Source organism: Pseudoalteromonas shioyasakiensis (assembly GCF_001550135.1).
Taxonomy (GTDB): domain Bacteria; phylum Pseudomonadota; class Gammaproteobacteria; order Enterobacterales; family Alteromonadaceae; genus Pseudoalteromonas; species Pseudoalteromonas shioyasakiensis.
Genome location: NZ_LRUE01000013.1, coordinates 389924 through 405513 on the forward strand (window position 1 = coordinate 389924; position 15590 = coordinate 405513).

12 protein-coding genes are annotated in these 15590 nt (G+C 42.7%); 4 read left to right on the plus strand and 8 right to left on the minus strand.

Annotation, left to right across the window (positions count from 1 at the left end; translation table 11 throughout):
• Positions 1-2: 2 nt before the first annotated feature.
• The 4 genes from PASHI_RS06940 to fucP form a co-directional block, all read right to left on the minus strand.
• Entirely contained in the window at positions 3-758 is a 756-nt protein-coding gene (locus PASHI_RS06940; protein WP_062565053.1) for a substrate-binding periplasmic protein, read from the minus strand.
• Between the two features lie 84 nt (positions 759-842).
• Positions 843-1223, minus strand: a complete 381-nt coding sequence (locus PASHI_RS06945; RefSeq protein ID WP_054560682.1) for a hypothetical protein — start codon at positions 1221-1223, stop codon at positions 843-845.
• Complete coding sequence (locus PASHI_RS06950) at positions 1223-1573, minus strand: hypothetical protein (protein WP_054561182.1); 351 nt, start codon at positions 1571-1573, stop codon at positions 1223-1225. The genes PASHI_RS06945 and PASHI_RS06950 overlap by 1 nt, the downstream gene beginning before the upstream one ends.
• 80 nt (positions 1574-1653) lie before the next feature.
• The gene (fucP, locus tag PASHI_RS06955; RefSeq protein ID WP_058585556.1) at positions 1654-2943 is read right to left on the minus strand and encodes an L-fucose:H+ symporter permease; all 1290 of its coding nucleotides are present in this window, start codon (positions 2941-2943) and stop codon (positions 1654-1656) included.
• A gap of 155 nt (positions 2944-3098) precedes the next feature.
• Between fucP and PASHI_RS06960 the strand changes: the two genes are divergently transcribed.
• Positions 3099-4229, plus strand: coding sequence for an ROK family transcriptional regulator (locus tag PASHI_RS06960; RefSeq protein ID WP_062565054.1), 1131 nt, complete (start codon positions 3099-3101; stop codon positions 4227-4229).
• Between the two features lie 33 nt (positions 4230-4262).
• On the opposite strand, the gene PASHI_RS06965 is transcribed toward PASHI_RS06960, so the two are convergent.
• Positions 4263-6302: a S9 family peptidase gene (locus PASHI_RS06965; RefSeq protein WP_062565055.1), complete on the minus strand. Its 2040-nt coding sequence runs from the start codon at positions 6300-6302 to the stop codon at positions 4263-4265.
• 141 nt (positions 6303-6443) lie between these two features.
• Positions 6444-7676, minus strand: coding sequence for a TMEM143 family protein (locus PASHI_RS06970; RefSeq protein WP_062565056.1), 1233 nt, complete (start codon positions 7674-7676; stop codon positions 6444-6446).
• 236 nt (positions 7677-7912) lie between these two features.
• Between PASHI_RS06970 and PASHI_RS06975 the strand changes: the two genes are divergently transcribed.
• From PASHI_RS06975 to PASHI_RS06985, 3 genes are all read left to right on the plus strand, one after another.
• Entirely contained in the window at positions 7913-8821 is a 909-nt protein-coding gene (locus PASHI_RS06975; protein WP_062565057.1) for a GGDEF domain-containing protein, read from the plus strand.
• 59 nt (positions 8822-8880) lie between these two features.
• A complete protein-coding gene (locus PASHI_RS06980) occupies positions 8881-9465 on the plus strand; it encodes a YqaA family protein (RefSeq protein ID WP_055021262.1) in 585 nt (194 codons plus the stop codon).
• Between the two features lie 81 nt (positions 9466-9546).
• On the plus strand, positions 9547-11133 hold the full coding sequence (locus tag PASHI_RS06985) for an L-lactate permease (RefSeq protein ID WP_062565058.1): 1587 nt from the start codon (positions 9547-9549) through the stop codon (positions 11131-11133).
• A gap of 58 nt (positions 11134-11191) precedes the next feature.
• Here the strand turns inward: PASHI_RS06985 and PASHI_RS06990 are convergent, their stop codons facing one another.
• Both PASHI_RS06990 and PASHI_RS06995 read right to left on the minus strand, forming a co-directional pair.
• The gene (locus PASHI_RS06990) at positions 11192-13120 is read right to left on the minus strand and encodes a phytase (protein ID WP_062565059.1); all 1929 of its coding nucleotides are present in this window, start codon (positions 13118-13120) and stop codon (positions 11192-11194) included.
• A 58-nt stretch (positions 13121-13178) separates the two neighbouring features.
• Entirely contained in the window at positions 13179-15476 is a 2298-nt protein-coding gene (locus tag PASHI_RS06995) for a TonB-dependent receptor plug domain-containing protein (RefSeq protein WP_062565060.1), read from the minus strand.
• Positions 15477-15590 lie beyond the last annotated feature (114 nt).

Below are 15590 nucleotides of genomic sequence, written 5' to 3' on the forward strand. Positions count from 1 at the left end.
TTTTAATTAGGTAAAGGCAACTGCCATTTTTGTAATATTGCTTGGTATTGACCACTTTGCTTCAAAGCTTCAACCGCGTTTCTTAATTGCGCTGCGAGTTGTTTATCTAAATTAAGGTTTGCAGCTAAATAAAGACCTGAAGGAAAGTCATCTAAGTGTAGGCTTTTATGAATGTCACTTGGATCAACCCCAGATAATGCCAGTTCGTTTTGCAAAGTCAGGGTGTTGGTCAGCACAAAGTCTATGCGCTCTTTTTCAAGCAATTGCCAAAGTTGATGGTAATGACTGACTAGCACCAAATTTTTATCTTCATTAAATCCGGCTTGCTTCAAGTAATGCTCACTTGAATAGCCTCGAATAGTCGCGACACGGTACTGCTGAGCTTGCTTTAAACTAAATATTTTGTGGCTTTTGCTCGCAAGGTCAACGAGGTAAGCGTCCGAAAAATAGGTTTGTGCTAACCACTGAAAGCGACTCTCACGAGCTGGGTTTTTTAGTAGCGAAATCATTAACATGTTTGGATTGTTTTCGAGCTCATGAAAAGCCCGCGCCATAGGCATAATTGCGAATTCGCTGGGGATGTTTGCGTGTGTTAAGGCGGCTTTTACTACTTCAACAAGTGCACCATCGGCTTCGCCTTGCTGATTTTTAAAATGGTAAGGAGGTAGATCTTCAGCGATAAAGGTCAGTGTTTTCGCAGCCGTTGCACAACTGATGAAACAAAGCATGGTAGCAATCAGTAATGAGCGAAACAGCATAAAGATCCTTTATCCTTAAACAAGTAATTAACATACTAAAGAATCTTAATGAAAAGGTATAGGTTTTTAATTGCCAAGTCAGATTTAGTTGCTTTTTTTACTGCGGGGTGCCCCTAGCAAGATACCGATATGGCAAACACACACAGATAGAAAAGCACTCAAGCCCAATGCACCGCCATAGCCATGCAAGCGCGGCACAAGGTATTCAAACAACAAAGCAAACAATATTGAAGCAATGGCTAATGTAAAAATGCCAAAGCGTTTTGGTGCGCTCATGCCAATGAAAGTCCCCCCAAAAAACGCCACGCTGTAAAGTTCTACATCAACAGGGAATAGGCTTAAAATTGCAAATGCAATAATGCTGGTGGCGGCTGAGGCGCGAATGCCATCAAAGCGATTATGATGCGCTAAAAAGTAAGTAGAGTAGGCACCAAGTAAAGCGGTAATTGTAATAAACAAATCCATTAAAAGACTCCTTTTGCAAGCATGTAAAGCGCCACACTGGCAAAAGCAACGCTACCAAGACGACCACCAAAACCTGCAAATAGGTTCATAGTTAATACGTAAAGGCTGGCACCAATTAAAGAGATAAAACTCAGCTCCCAGTAGCTGTTGATTAAACTCGATGAGCACATACCAGCAAAACTACCAGCGTAAATGGCTGCATAAGGATGGTTACCAAAACGAGCAGGAAAAGGAATAAATGTGCCAACTAAACCGGTAAATGCAGCAGATAACACAAGGGCAACATTGGCTTGGTCATGAAGTAAAAAGCAGGAAAAACAGCCAACAGAAAAGGCCAAAAACTTGACCATAAAAAATGTAATATGTGCCATTAATTGACGATACACCTCGCTTAAGTAGGTAAACGAGGTGCATTATCTCATTGATGCGTTTAGTCCTGCAACTGCGCTTTGGCGGGTATTGCTGCTACTTTGGTATGGTGGCCATACAAAGCAACAATTAAAAAGCAAACAAGTGGTACAACAAACGAAACAGCAGTGTTAAAGGCATCTATAGTTGCGGCTTGGATCAGAGGTAAAAATGCGCCCCCTAAAATTGCCATTACTAAACCTGCCGCACCCACTTTTGCATCTTCGCCGAGGCCTTCAAGTGCTGTGCCGTAAATGGTTGGAAACATCAAAGATAGACAGCTTGAAATAGCGACAAGTGCGACTACGCCCACTAAATTAACTTGGGTGGTAACAATAAAACAAAGCACGGCTGCAACTAAAGCCATAAAACGCAGTAATTTAGCGCCGCTAATAAAGCGCATTAACCAAGTCATAATGAATCGAGATACTAAAAACACCAGCATAGAATATTGTAAGACTTGGCCGCCGGTAACTTCTGTAGTGTTAAGTGCTTCCATTGTGTAACCAATGGTGTAGGTCCATACACAGGTTTGTGCGCCTACATTAAAAAACTGTGCCAGCACACCAAATCGGTAGTGTTTATTTTGATATAAATGTTGAAAGGTTTTTTTAAGTTTACGCGGCTGCGCTGCGGCTTTTGTTACTGTGGCAGGAGAGCGGCTAAAAAAGATACATAGCCATAGTAAGATTAAGCAACAGGCCATACCCACATACGGCACCATCACAGCATCTAGTTCTGCACTTACAACGGTTTTTAGTTGCGCTTCACTCATTAGGGCACGGCTTGCGCTATCAGCTTGATTTAAGTTCGGTAAGATCAACGTCGCCGCTAAAAACACACCAATATTAGTACCAACAGGGTTGAAAGCTTGCGCGAGGTTAAGTCTACGGGTTGCTGTTTGCTCGCATCCTAACTGCATGACATAGGGGTTTGCCGAGGTCTCTAAAATAGACAAGCCACCAGCAAGAATAAACAAGGCCAATAAAAAGTGGCTATAGAGCATGGTTTGGCTAGCAGGGTAAAACAATAAGGCACCACAGGCGGCCATAGCTAAACCCACTAACAGCCCCGTTTTATAATTAAACCGTCTATTGATCATGGCTGCCGGTAAAGCTAAGCAAAAATAAGCACCGTAATAACTAAACTGCACAAGTGCTGATTGCAACGCACTCATCGAAAATGTTTTGCTAAAAACTTTCACTAATGGGTCTGTCATATTGGCCGCAGTACCCCAAGCAGCAAAGCAAATTGTAAGCAGAATAAAAGGCCAAAGCATTTGGCGCGATACAATAGCAGGCTGTGTTTGCATAGTTCACCAGATTAATGTGTTCATATTGTTGTGGCCGACAGTATTCACGACTATAAATAATAAATCAACCTAGTTGATTTATTATTTTGACTGGTAGATAGTACGCCAAAAAGGTCTAATAGGCCGCTTATCAAGCTTATATCAAGAAGGATGTTATGAAGAGCAGTTTATCGCGAGCACCAAGAAGCAATAACGAGCGCGCAATCTTAAGTTTAATTAGGCAACAGCAAAGCATGCCTAAAGCACAAATAGCAAAAGCGTTAGCCTTGTCTGCTCAGGCGGCAACAGTAAATATCAACAAGCTCGAAGAAGATAAGCTATTGCTTCGTGATGCACCTGTAAAAGGACGAGTAGGGCAGCCAAGCGTGCCGTTTAGGCTCAATCCAGATGGCGCATTTAGTTTTGGTTTGAAAATCGGGCGACGACGCTTCGACCTGATACTCGTTGACTTACAAAGCACGCAAAGAGCATCGGTATCTGTTGAGGTGAATGAAGCATCGGTTGATGAGCTTAAATCATTCTTAGAAACACATATCCCACAATTAATCAGTCAATTAGAACCTGAACTGCGCTCACATGTGTGTGGGCTTGGTGTCGCTATGCCGTTTGATATTTGGCAATGGCAAGCCGCTTCAGATACTGCAACAAATACCCTTAGCCAATGGCAAAATTTCGACTTAAAAGGTTACTTAGAAAGTCAGTTCCAGTTTCCTGTTTATATTAGTAACGATAATAACGCTGCCTGCTGTGCAGAACTAAGCCTTGGTAACCCTAATAACTACAGCGATTTTTTGTATGTTTATTTGGGGGCTTTTTTAGGTGGGGCTGTGGTGATTAACCACCAGCTTCTCGAAGGTAAAAGTGGTAATGCCGGTGCTATAGGCTCAATGCTAAACGCTGATCGGGAGCAGTTACTTAGTCAATGTTCATTACTATCATTGCAAAGCGAGTTTGATAAGCAGCAACTTGGCATTTCAGTGTATGAGCTAACTGACAGTCAGTTTACAGAGCATAAACGACTCGTTCAGCCTTGGCTTGAAAAAGCCGCTGAGGCTATCAGTATTGCCATGCATAACAGTTTGAGTCTATTAGATATGCAAGCTGTGATTATTGATTCGCCGTTACCGAGTAAAGCGCTTGAACAGCTCAAGCAGTTATCAATTGCAGCATTTGCACGTTTAGATAGTCGTGGACTACGTAGCTGTGAAGTGGGTTTAGGCGTGTGCGGGGAAAAAGCGCAGTCGATAGGTTCTGCTCAACTTGCGCTTAGTCATCATTATTTTTAAGCAGGAGTGAGCAGCTCACTCCTGCTTAATTCATTACTTCTGATATTGTTTGAACCACGCAAGGGTGTATTCAATTTTCGAAATCATACGTGATGGACGACCCGCAATACCATGTGGTGAGCCCGGCACACGAATAAGCACGGTATCTACCTTTTGCAGTTTTAATGCTTGATAGAACTGCTCTGACTCTGAAATAGGCGTACGGCGGTCTTCTTCACCTGTCATGATCAATGATGGCGTGGTTACGTTACCCACTAATGAAAGCGGCGAACGTTTCCAGTAGTGCTCCACATTATCCCAAGGCATGCCAGGGAACTGGTTACGAATTTGACCAATATAGCTGTCGGCTGAAAGAGTTTTACTTAACCAGTTGATCACAGGCTTGGTAATTGCCGCAGCGTTGAAGCGGTTTGTTAAACCAACCGCATAAGCCGTTGCAATACCACCTGCTGAACCACCAGCAATAAATAGGTTATCTTTGTCGATAAAGCCTTTAGTAATCATGGCATCAACTGCTGAGTTGTGATCGGCAAAGTCTTCTTCAGAGCTGTATTTACCATCTAGCAGTAGTGCAAAGTCTTTACCGTAACTTGTTGAACCACGGTAATTCACATACACAACCACGTATCCTTCAGCGGCATAACGCTGTAATTCAGCAGTAAAGCTTGGGCCATAGGCAAGATGTGGGCCGCCGTGAATTTCAACCATTAATGGGTACTGTTTGCTTTCATCAAAATCAGGTGGTGTGATATACCAACCTTGAATAGCCTGGCCGTCGAACTGCGATTTAACATTCAGCTCGTGCACTTTACCAAGCTTCTTATGGCCTAATACATCTTCGTTTAATGAAGTTAGCGTTTTACTTTTACCTCTGTAGATGTAGCCTAAATCAGCTGGGCGGTATTCGCTGCCTGTGGTGTACGCAATAGCGCCATTATTGGCCATGCTAAAACTACCGCTAATATACGGACGACCAATCGAAGTGCCCGATACGGTATCAGTTAAGTCAGTGACCTTACCGCGGCTGCTTACTTTAGCGAGCTTACGCTTACCAAAGTCGTCGTACTGAATAACAAAGTCACCATCGCCTGACCACTTATAATCAGCCACTGAACGGTCTAATTTTTCAGTAATATGCTTGATTGATTTATCGTCTAAATCGAGCATAGATAGTGTTGAGTTAATGTAAGGCACAGGGGCATTGTCACGCGCAACAAAGGCAAGTTCATCACCGTCTTGTGCGTAACGCGGGTTGCTTTCACGGCCAGGTAAATCAGTTAGTTGCGTAAGCTCGCCTGATTTTACATTGATTTCGTATAGGTCTGACTCAGTTGTGCGATATTCCCACTCATCATTGCGATCAGCAGAAAAAGCTAGTTTTGTGTTACTTGGATCCCAAGCAAGTGGACCATAGTGCTGATAATCACCCGATGTTAATTGGCGTGGTGTGCCACCCGAAACAGGAATAACAAAAACGTGACGGTATGAAGGCTCTAAAAAGCCTGCGCCATCAGCTTGATAGCGTGCTTTTTCAAACACTCTCACTGGTTTTGACCACTCAGCACCTTTAGGTTTTTTCGGCAGTTTTACTGATTTAGCGAACGCAGATTTACCTTCAGGAATACTCATGGTGAAGGCAATTTGTTCAGAATCATTTGACCAAGTTAAGTTACGTACTGATTTTGGTAGTTGCGTTAATAATGCCTGTTTGTCTTGTGCTAACCAATAAACGTGAAGCTGATTTGAGCCACTTGAGTTGCTGGTAAAAGCAATTTTCTTGCTATCTGGAGACCAAGTAGGTTGGCTATAGTTATGTTCATCAGAAAACAGTGGTGTGTGTTGACCAGACTTTATATCGTACAGCCAAAAGCTACGCTTATTACCATCTTTCATGATGTCGTAGCCGCTGCGAACATAAACGATTTTTTTACCGTCTGGGCTTATTTGTGGGTCGCCTGCGTATTCAAGTTGAAAAATATCTTCAGAGACAAATTTGTCGTTAGCATATACTTGAGCTGTTGTTGCTGCGCACAGCAAACTTGCTCCAATAAGGATTGTTTTTTTTAATTGCATGGAATGGTCTTTTTTTAGCCGTAAAATTTTATCCTAAAAGCAGACCATTTACTGCGCAAGCACATTGAGACCAAAATGCCGTAACGAGAGTTAAATAGACTCAAACTCGATTTGTACTTGCTAGTAGCTGATTTTAAAGGCTTAGGCAAACTTAAAATAGTCATCCCAACGCGTATCTAAACGCTGTTTAGCCTTATCTAAATCAACCGCTGTATAAACGTCATTTTGTTGATTAACTAGATCAAGCCTTACTAGCTTGTCTAAAGCGTCATCAATTTCAAAGTCGAGCTGGCAATTATGTTGCTCCTTAAACCATTGCTCAATTTGACTATCTAATTGCTCTGCCGTCATCGCTGATTCGCTTTTTAGTAAAAAGGTGTAGGCAAGCAGCGCCTCTTTAACATCCTCTTCTTCAGCTGCATCAACTAGAGTATGAAAAACACCTGCATTGTTATCTAGGTTTTTAAAATACAAGTTGTCGGCCAGTGCTTTCATAAAGCGAATTTTACGGTTTTTAAACTTGCTCCATTCTTTAAAAATAAAGCTGCCAAATACCCCCATGCCGATTGCAAAGGTAATAAAATGTTGCTGACTCATATGTACTTCTTCACTGCGCCAACCACCCCAAAAGGCAATCAGAGCAATCAGGAGTAAAATTGACGCGCCTAATTTTGTTACCAACACCACAGCACCGCCAATCAGTGCTGATGAACCAATAATCAGTTTATCTATCGGGCGCATTTTTACTTCGCTATTCGGAAACAGCATTTCTAAATCGGCTTTTGGCACATTCTGGAATAATTTGACAATGGTTGAATTTGGTTCAAAGCCTACCGGCATTTTACCTTTTTCTAAAAAGTACTGCTCGTCTTTAAAGCGAATGAATATGGCAACGCGATCATAGTTAGTAAATTGAATCTGCTTTTTCTTAAGCCCCCAAAAACTGCGCAGCGTCTCAGTTTTTTGCGACTCGCCGCGACGGTAAAAGACCACTTCTGCAAAGTCATCAAACTCAACGGCTAAACGCACTTTAAATAAAGACTCTTCATTGAGCGCATCTTGTAAGTCTTGATTGGTAATGGTTTCAAAATTGGCAGCATTGAGTACGGTGGCAAAGTCTTTTGCAAAGGCAGATTGGTAACTGGTACGTTGCTCGTCGGTAATCGGTATTAGAGTGCGGGTGTCGCTATTTGGGTCAAATGGCGCATAGTTGTTTTTTAATGACTCCAGCAGCTCGTGATATTGATAATGAGTCACGCTTTGCAAAAGTGTAGCAAACTCCATAAACGAACCTGATTGCGATTTACCTAAATAGGCTTGGCAAAGGTTGATGATGTCGTGTTTTCGAAAAGGAATAAATCGTGCGTCGCTCATTGATTCTTGCTGTGTCATTTAAATTGTCAGCGATGATAAAAAAATAACAGCAGAATTGCGACCGTTAGTGGCAAATAGCATGAACTTAGACTTTTTTACTGACTAAAACGGCTTATTTTTAGACTTTTTACTCCAGTAAAAACGCTGGTTTTTGCCCTTTAAAGCGGCTTTATCATGCACTTTTAAATTTGCTTTGCTAATGTTTAGTTCATTGCAGTACGTTGTCGTGATTAGTTATGAATAAGCAAGCATCCCCTCCTGAAGTAAAGGCTGAGTTAAACTCAGTACCACTCATAATAAAGCAGTTATTTATTAGTTCTTTTATTGTCTTTTTGTTGCTGATAGTGATCACTTATCTGTATTACTTTAATCGGCTCGAAAACGATATCTACTTAAATGGCGTGCTAAGTGACGCCATCAATTTGCTCATTTTGATTTGTATTTTCGCGTTTGTGCAAACCTCGGTGGTTGCTAAGCGCAGTTACTTATTTTTAAGTGTGGGTATCTTCCTTTGGAGCGTTGGGCTTACTTTTGATTTTTTAGACGAGCTGGTATTTCAACCAATCTGGGTCGGCATTTACATCGAAGATGTTACCCGCACTTTAGGGATGCTAGTAACTGGGTTTGGTCTTTACCTTGCCCTTACAGACTTAGCTAAAACCCGCGAACAGCTTGAGGAAGAACTAAAAACCGATGTATTAACAAAGGCGTATAACCGTCGTTATTTTTATCATTATGTGCAGCAAAACCAAGATAAGCCACACAGCCTAGTGATAGTTGATATTGATCATTTTAAAGCGATTAATGATGAATATGGCCATGATGTTGGCGATCAGGTATTGATAGATTTTGTTTATCAGTGTCATCAAGCATTAAATGATGACATTCTATTTGCGCGAATAGGCGGTGAAGAATTTGCATTGTATGTTGCCACTGACGACGCTGATAAGTTACGTGCTACCTGTGAGCAACTGCTGAGCCTTGCTAATAATGTGATGGTGACGCCGAGTAAAACGCTCAGCGTGAGTGTGGGTTCGGCTATAAAACGTGCCACAGAGACATTTAGCAACACTATGAAACGTGCCGACCAAGCGCTTTATTTGGCAAAAAATCAAGGCCGTAGCCGTTATATTCATAAACCGTAAGGGACGGTTAAGGGTTTTTGTTGTAACCTATACCGCAACAAAACTCCAAGGGATGAATAATGGCAATTGCTAAAAAGTTAAAGCAAAAAACACGGCAGTTTATCGACTCTAAACATATGCTCAAATCAATCACGGTGGCATCATTTTTAGAGTCAACCATAGTGCCTATTCCTCTTGAAGCTGTGCTTGTTCCGTTAATGCAAGCCCGCCGCGAAAAGCTTTGGTTAATCGCATTAATGGCGACCATTGGTTGTATTATTGGTGCTATTTTTGGTTATGCCCTCGGCTACTATCTATTTGATGTAGTGGGGGACTGGGTGATTAATACCTTCTCAAACCCTGAGCAGTTCGAGCAAGTTAAGCAAAAAATGCAGGCACAAGGCTTTTGGTTTGTATTGACGCTCGGTATTGTGCCTATTCCATTTCAAATTGCCATGCTTGCCGCTGGAGCAACTAAGTATTCAATTTTTCTATTTTTACTGGCAACGGTTATTGCTCGTTCAATCCGCTACTTTGCCCTTGCTGCAGTTGTTTATTACGCGGGTAATCAGGCAGAGCGAGTTATTCAAAAGCACAAAACCAAAGCTTTAGTCGCTATTTCGGTGTTAGTACTGTTACTTTGGTGGCTCAGTACACTCATTTAACAAATAAAAAATACTGATTATGGTTATCCTGTCTATACTTTGAATTAAGGAAAGCGCTTAATAAAAACAACAGGATGACCCATGAATACCCTAGTGGCTGCACTGCCTATTTTGGTGCTGATCTGGATGATGGTAAAACGCAGCCCCATCGCTTCTTACATTGCCTTACCCATAACAGCGCTAATCGCTGCTTTACTGCAACTGTTTTTCTTTCAAGCTGATTTAAGGCTGTTGCTTGCTAATTCGTTTGCTGGTGTGTTGTCTGTTATGACGCCTATTTCGATTATTGCTGGAGCTATTTTACTTAACCGCATGTTGGCAATATCAGGGGCCGAAACCACGATAAAACACTGGCTCGAATCAATTAGCAGTAATCAAGTTGCGCAGTTGATGATCATTGGTTGGGCGTTTGCATTTATGCTCGAAGGCGCATCGGGCTTTGGCACGCCTGCGGCCATCGCGGCGCCTATTTTGGTCGGGCTTGGTTTCTCGCCTTTTAAAGTGATTATTTTCACTCTTATTTTAAACTCGATCCCCGTATCTTTTGGTGCAGTTGGCACACCAACATGGTTTGGCTTTTCGGCGCTAAACTTAGATGACGGGCAAGTGCTGGCTATCTCAAGATGGACGGCGCTTTGTCATGTTATTGCTGCTTTGGTTATTCCTATGATTGCGCTGTGTCTTGTTTTACCACTAAAAAAGGTGCGTCAAAATAGCGTATTCATTTATTTAAGTGTGTTTTCATGTGTCTTACCTTATTGGTTGTTTGCCCAGTGGAACTATGAATTTCCATCGTTGATAGGTGGTGCAGTGGGTCTATTAGTGACTATCTATTTAGCAAGTAGGGGAGTGGGTTTAGATAAATCAGCTGCGAATATGCAAAGATCAAAAAACAAGGTCGAGTTCACACCTAAAACGCTATTTGTAGCGTTATTCCCGTTATTGCTCTTGATTGTTGTGCTGGTGATAACCCGTATTCATCAGTTGGGCATTAAAGCATTGCTAAACGACGAAACGCTCTGGGTGAGTATTCATTTGGGCTTTGCACAATTTGAATTAAGCAAAGCACTGATCTTATCTTTACATGAGATATTCGGCACCTCAGTGGGGTGGTCATATAAAACCTTGTTTGTACCAGCGTTGATCCCGTTTGTATTAGTGGTGCTGATCTGCGTTCCGTTACTTAAAATGAGCAAGTCACAAGTAAAGCAAATGTGCTCCGACACCTTAGGCCGTATTGCTATGCCATGTATTGCTTTGATCGGGGCGCTGGTGATGGTGAATGTTTTAATGCAAGGTGGCCATAATGCGCCCATATTTTATATGGCGAGTACCTTTGCTGATTTAAGCGGGGAGCACTGGGTGTTATTTGCCTCCTACTTGGGAGCTCTCGGCACTTTCTTTTCAGGTTCGGCAACGGTGTCTAATCTTACCTTTGGCGGTATTCAATATGGTATTGCACAGCAAGTGGGTTTGTCAGAAACCTTAGTGCTTGCGTTGCAATCAACGGGGGCGGCGATGGGGAATATGATCTGCATTAGCAATATTATTGCTGTAGCCAGTATTGTTGGAGTGAATAATCAAGAAGGGCCAGTGCTTAAGAAAACCTTTTTGCCTATGCTAATTTACGGTGCAATAGTTGGGTGTTTTAGTTATCTATTTTACTGATTAAACATGTGCAGATAAAAAAGGTGCCCAGATAAACCGAGCACCCTTACGGAGTAATTTATTGAATGGCTTTTTTTACTTCGCGCCAGTCAATAATCTTAAAGTTTTGCGGTGCTTGCGGCATACGGTTGTAACCATCTTGCACAATTAGCACCCCTTCAGGGTAGCCCGGTAACGCAGCCGGTGTTACCGTTAGACCATCGGTTTCTGATACGCCATCTATTGCTAACTCTAGGTTATTGCTGATTGCAAATTTACCCGCAAACTCTAGGCTAGGGGTATTGCCATCAATAATTTTATAAAGCACATAGCTGTAATCACCTTGGCTAGAAACCACTAAATAGCGGGCATCTTTTGCGTGGTAGATTTCCATGCCTTCTACATCATCAACCAACATATCGTTCACAGTTTGCAGCATTACAGGTTTATTTCCTGCTGTTGGCTCAGCGCCAATAAACCAAATACCTTCGTCTTCTTCACCTAAAAATAGCTGTGCGGTTTTATCATCAGCACTGCAACCTTCAGGTTGGCTCGGTACACTAAATTCGCGTACTAGTTGTGCTGATACGCTCTCATTATTACCAGTTAGTTTGTATTGCTGAAATAGGCCTGATTTGTCATTCATAAACACATAGTTGCCTGTGTTTGATGAGTACATACACATACCGTAAATTTCTTTTAGAGTCGTTGGCAGCTCAGCAAGATGTTGCACCTGATTGTGAGTATCGACGCTATAAACACTGATGCTGTTGTGAGTACGGTTACTACCTGCAATCCAGGTATTTGTTGCGTTGTTGATACTTGCATGTTGGCGCACATCAACATTATTTAAACGGCCTGTTTCTAGCGCTTGTAGCTCTTTGCCTGCAAGGTCATACACCATTAAACCACGGCGTTTATCGGTACCTAAGATCAGGCTTTTTGCTGCATTTTTAGGGTTTACCCAAATAGCAGGGTCATCGGCGGCATCACCAAAAGCACGTACTGCATCGGTTTGCGCTTGTGCATTGATGTAAGTAACAGCGGCTGTTTTAGCGCTATTATGTTGTTTAGCCTGCCCATCTATTTGACCTTTTACATAATGACCTGATTCGTCATCGTATAACACGATATCAGCTTGCTCATTGTTAAAGCGCACTGCGGCAGATTCAATCGCCAGTTCACCAGCAAATTGCCAGCTGCTAAAACGTTTAGTACTCTTTTCGTAGCGATGTAATTGGTTATCTTCAGAGGTGGTGAACCATAAGCTACCATCATCTGTTGTGCTTAAACCGCCAACTTCAGGCGCTAAGCTGCCAAATGGCGACATCAAAGCCACGGGCTTTTTATCGGCGCGCGATTCAGCATCTGCGTTAATTTGCCAAATGCCTAGCTCGCCTTCACTTAAATAAAGAGTTTTACTGTTATCATCAACCGCACAGCCTGATGTTTCACTTACGCCAGCAAACTCACGTAATTCAAGGTTTAATGTGCGTTTGTTTGCCATATCAAACACCAGTGTTTCGCGGATAAGACCACGAGCGTCTGCCACAAATGCCGATACTGCTTGAGTTGTCGGGTTAGCAAATAAACACACCGCCTCAGGTTTTGCTTTTGGTGGGCTGATACGGCTAATTTCAGTTAGCTGCCATTTAGCTGCTTTTTGTAAGCTAAAAATCACTGCTTGGTCAGCTTCGTTGTCGATGCTAGCAACAAGGTAACTGTTTTTGCTGATTGCCTTAACAGACAGCGCTTCAAAATTACCTTTTTGTAATCCGTGCTGTTTACCTGTGGCATCAATAAGTTGTAGGCCTTGGCTTTGTGAGCTTAATAGCCAAGTGTCATCAGCAAGGGCTGCCGCTTGTGAGCCTTGCATATTTTCAGTTGTGCCAAAGGCTGTTAATTGGTTTTTGCTTGGTGCCTCGGTTGCCGTTGTTTGGCTACACGCAGCTAGGGTGCTTAGCATTACTGCACTGGCAACAAGATTGAGTGGTTTTTTAAAATTCATGGGATCCCCAAATATACAACAAGGCAGCAATGCGCTGCCTTAATAACTCTTATGTGTATTAAAACGCGTAGCGCAGCATTAACTGAATAACAGGGCCTGCTTCTTCAGACTCCAGTTCATACTCGTCAAAGTCGCGGTTGATTTGGTCATCAACCGTGTCGAACTTGTTAAAGGTTTCGTCTTTACTTGCATCTAATAGGTTTGAGCCCACTAAACGAAGCGTGACGTCTTTCCAGCGTTTTTCTACGAATAGTTCAAGGTCTGCGCCGTAGTGTGTGGTTACTTCTTCACCCACGATACGGCCATAAGCATCACCTTGTTTACGGTAAGTTGCACCGAACGAAGCCCCTAAATCAGGTAGATCTTGGATAAAACCAATGTTAAATACGTAGTCAGATTGGTCGTTGAATTTACGGCTACCAAAGGTGTCATCTACTTCTGAATCAAGCCATGAGTAGTTAAAGAATACCCCGGTGTTTGGCATGCTAATGGCGCTTAGCGGCGTTGATAAATCAAGCTCGATACCTTTTACGTTGCCATCACCGGTGTTACGCGGTTGCAAAATGTAAGTACCATCACCTTCTGAACCTTGTTGGCCTGTATTAGCTATTTCGATAAGGTCAGTGACATCGCGGTAGAACACATTAATACCCACGACACCGCTTTTACCTAAACGATACTCATAACCTAAGTCCATACCCCACGATGATTCTGGTTGTAGGTCTGGGTTACCTAAAAAGTCGTTATCGCCTAACTCTTTTTCAAGTAGAGCAGGGGTGATGTAATCAAAGTCAGGACGACGTAAGCTACGTGCAACCGACGCACTGACACGGCCGTTTTCAGAGACGTTATAGCGTAAATGTGCCGATGGTAAGAAGAAGTCATAATCGTTTTTAGCGCTGACACCTTCTGCTTTGTCAGTAATGGTTGAGTCGGTTGTTTCGTAGCGCACACCTAACTCCCACGAGAAGTCTTGGTCTTCGTGCTTAACTAATGCAAATACATCTAAGCGGTCTTCTTCGAGTTTATTGACGCCACCAGCGGCTGCTTCAAACTCGTTGTTAAAGCCTGCCAGTGACAGTGGTGTTTTGCTGAACTGATCCCAGCTAGTAAAGCTTTGTTCGCTTTCACCTTCGGCTTGATAAACCGCAGTATCGCGCTCTTTACCTTGTACAAAGGCACCGAATTGAATCGTTTTGTTCTCGCCTGCAAATAAGCTATGTTGCCATTGTAATGACCATTCTTTGTCATCTAGGTCTACAGTTTCTTCTTCCTCAAACACCATAGGTAGCTCAGAAGTATCGATTTCTACTTCTTGCTCGTAAACAGACTCTTCAAAGCTTGCAAAACCAAGCTTAAATTTACTGGTGCCACCAAAAAGGGGTAACTCATAACCCGAGTTGATGTTGTAGTTGGTTTGATCGATGAAAGATACATTGGCGTTGTCGGTCTCAAGGTTACCGCCTTCAACAATTGAGTTATTGATTGCTGTTGGGTCGTCATATTCGAATGAACGCTCATCTTCAGTACGGTCGGTATCAACCCAAATTGCGCTGATATCGAACTTGCTGCCATTATCAAAAGCAATTTCGTAGCTGGCGTTTAGCGAGGTGTCGTCACCGTCACGGATGTCTGATTGATCTTCGCGGTTATCGAATTCTTCGGTTTTGTAATTGGCGTTATTCTCTGGGCTGTCGCCATAGCGTAGGCTTGATTTTTGTTTTGGGTTATAACGGCCTTGTAGGTTCGCACCAAGTAATAAACGGCCGCCAGCAAACTCAGTGCCGTAAACACCAGCAAAGCTTTCTTTTAATTCGCCATCGTCATAACGCAGGCCACCCGCACGAAGGTAACCACCATCTAGGCTGTAACCGTCACGCAATACAATGTTTAGCGTACCGGCAATGGCATCGGCAGAGCGGTTTGCACTTGAAGCACGAATAATTTCTACACGCTCAATTAGTTCAGCAGGAATACGGTCAACAAAGAATGAGCGGTCAGCACCTGCACCAGGTACTTCTTCACCGTTGATAAGCACCTTTGTGTAAGCTGGGCTTAAGCCACGCATACGGGCGCCATCAGACTCTAAAACATCTGATAAAAACGTCACACTCGGTACACGTTTTAATGCATCACCGGCAGTCAGCGGTTCAAAACGTTGAAAGTATTCTTGTGAGTATTCAAGCGTCGGTGCCAGCTCTTGTGAGCGGTTGCGATAACCAATCTCGCCATATACAACAAGCTCTTCAGAGACTTTTACTTTTTTCTCATCGCTGCTTTGTTCGTCTTGTGCGTAAGCGGCAAATTGGCATAAGGCGAGGGCGCTTACTAACGCCTTCGTTTTAAATTGTTTCATGGGTTTGCTCCTGGTTGTCCTTGGTTTGATGAGCAAAGTACGCAGCTTAAATGACGCAAATGTGACAGAAAATCGCTAACAGCCAGTAAAAACAAGTGATTAGAGGCTTTTAAA

Excerpts from the sequence above, each read along its gene's own strand:
- PASHI_RS06940 (WP_062565053.1), bottom strand. The coding sequence starts at position 758 with ATGCTGTTTCGCTCATTACTGATTGCTACCATGCTTTGTTTCATCAGT.
- PASHI_RS06945 (WP_054560682.1), bottom strand. The coding sequence starts at position 1,223 with ATGGATTTGTTTATTACAATTACCGCTTTACTTGGTGCCTACTCTACT.
- PASHI_RS06950 (WP_054561182.1), bottom strand. The coding sequence starts at position 1,573 with ATGGTCAAGTTTTTGGCCTTTTCTGTTGGCTGTTTTTCCTGCTTTTTA.
- fucP (WP_058585556.1), bottom strand. The coding sequence starts at position 2,943 with ATGCAAACACAGCCTGCTATTGTATCGCGCCAAATGCTTTGGCCTTTT.
- PASHI_RS06960 (WP_062565054.1), top strand. The coding sequence starts at position 3,099 with ATGAAGAGCAGTTTATCGCGAGCACCAAGAAGCAATAACGAGCGCGCA.
- PASHI_RS06965 (WP_062565055.1), bottom strand. The coding sequence starts at position 6,302 with ATGCAATTAAAAAAAACAATCCTTATTGGAGCAAGTTTGCTGTGCGCA.
- PASHI_RS06970 (WP_062565056.1), bottom strand. The coding sequence starts at position 7,676 with ATGAGCGACGCACGATTTATTCCTTTTCGAAAACACGACATCATCAAC.
- PASHI_RS06975 (WP_062565057.1), top strand. The coding sequence starts at position 7,913 with ATGAATAAGCAAGCATCCCCTCCTGAAGTAAAGGCTGAGTTAAACTCA.
- PASHI_RS06980 (WP_055021262.1), top strand. The coding sequence starts at position 8,881 with ATGGCAATTGCTAAAAAGTTAAAGCAAAAAACACGGCAGTTTATCGAC.
- PASHI_RS06985 (WP_062565058.1), top strand. The coding sequence starts at position 9,547 with ATGAATACCCTAGTGGCTGCACTGCCTATTTTGGTGCTGATCTGGATG.
- PASHI_RS06990 (WP_062565059.1), bottom strand. The coding sequence starts at position 13,120 with ATGAATTTTAAAAAACCACTCAATCTTGTTGCCAGTGCAGTAATGCTA.
- PASHI_RS06995 (WP_062565060.1), bottom strand. The coding sequence starts at position 15,476 with ATGAAACAATTTAAAACGAAGGCGTTAGTAAGCGCCCTCGCCTTATGC.